The organism is Streptomyces carpinensis, from assembly GCF_002154505.1.
Taxonomy (GTDB): domain Bacteria; phylum Actinomycetota; class Actinomycetes; order Streptomycetales; family Streptomycetaceae; genus Streptomyces; species Streptomyces carpinensis.
In genome coordinates, this window is record NZ_MUBM01000394.1 from 1 (window position 1) to 788 (window position 788).

Below are 788 nucleotides of genomic sequence, written 5' to 3' on the forward strand. Positions count from 1 at the left end.
AGCGGTCGGTCTGGACGAGAAAGCGCTCCTCGATCGCCGCCGCCGGGTCGAAGGACCGCACCTCGCCTGCCACCTTCAGCGGCAGCTGCTCACAGCCTTCCCGGGTCACCCGGTCGAGGACGGTCACGCCCTCCTGAGTGGCCTTCCAGAAGGCCTCGGTACTCGTTCCGTTGGGCGCCACGACACCGATGCCGGTGACGGCCGCCCGCCGTTCTTGGGATGCGCTCATCGTGCCCTCTCCCTCGGCCGGGTCAGGATCACCGCGGACTGGAAACCGCCGAACCCGCTGCCCACGGAGAGCACCGCGTCCAGCTTCCGCTCACGCGCCACCCGCGGGACGTAGTCCAGGTCGCACTCGGGGTCGGGCGTCTCGTAGTTCGCGGTCGGCGGGACCACCTGGTGGGCCAGCGCCAGCACGCACGCCACCACCTCGATCGCCCCGATCGCCCCCAGTGAGTGGCCCACCATCGACTTGATGGAGCTCATGGGCGTGTCGTAGGCGTGCGGGCCCAGCACGCGCTTCACCGCGGCCGTCTCGTGCCGGTCGTTCTGCCGGGTGCCGGAGCCGTGCGCGTTGACGTAGTCGATGTCGGTGCCGTCCAGCCGGGCATGGTCCAGTGCGGTCTCTATCGCCCGCGCCATCTCCAGGCCCTCACTGGTCAGGCCGGTCATGTGATAGGCGTTGCCGAAGGTGGCGTAGCCGCTCAGCTCGCAGTACACGTGCGCGCCGCGGCTTCTGGCGTGCTCCAGCTCCTCCAGCACCAGCACCGCACCGCCCTCGCCCATGA

2 protein-coding genes are annotated in these 788 nt (G+C 70.1%); both read right to left on the bottom strand.

Going from position 1 to position 788, the window contains the following annotated elements; translation table 11 throughout:
* Positions 1-229, bottom strand: a 229-nt coding sequence (locus tag BZY54_RS40160; RefSeq protein ID WP_279634750.1) for a beta-ketoacyl synthase N-terminal-like domain-containing protein, incomplete at its 3' end; no start/stop codon positions are given.
* Positions 226-788, bottom strand: a 563-nt coding sequence (locus BZY54_RS40165) for a beta-ketoacyl-[acyl-carrier-protein] synthase family protein (RefSeq protein WP_425276362.1), incomplete at its 5' end; no start/stop codon positions are given. The genes BZY54_RS40165 and BZY54_RS40160, both read right to left, overlap by 4 nt.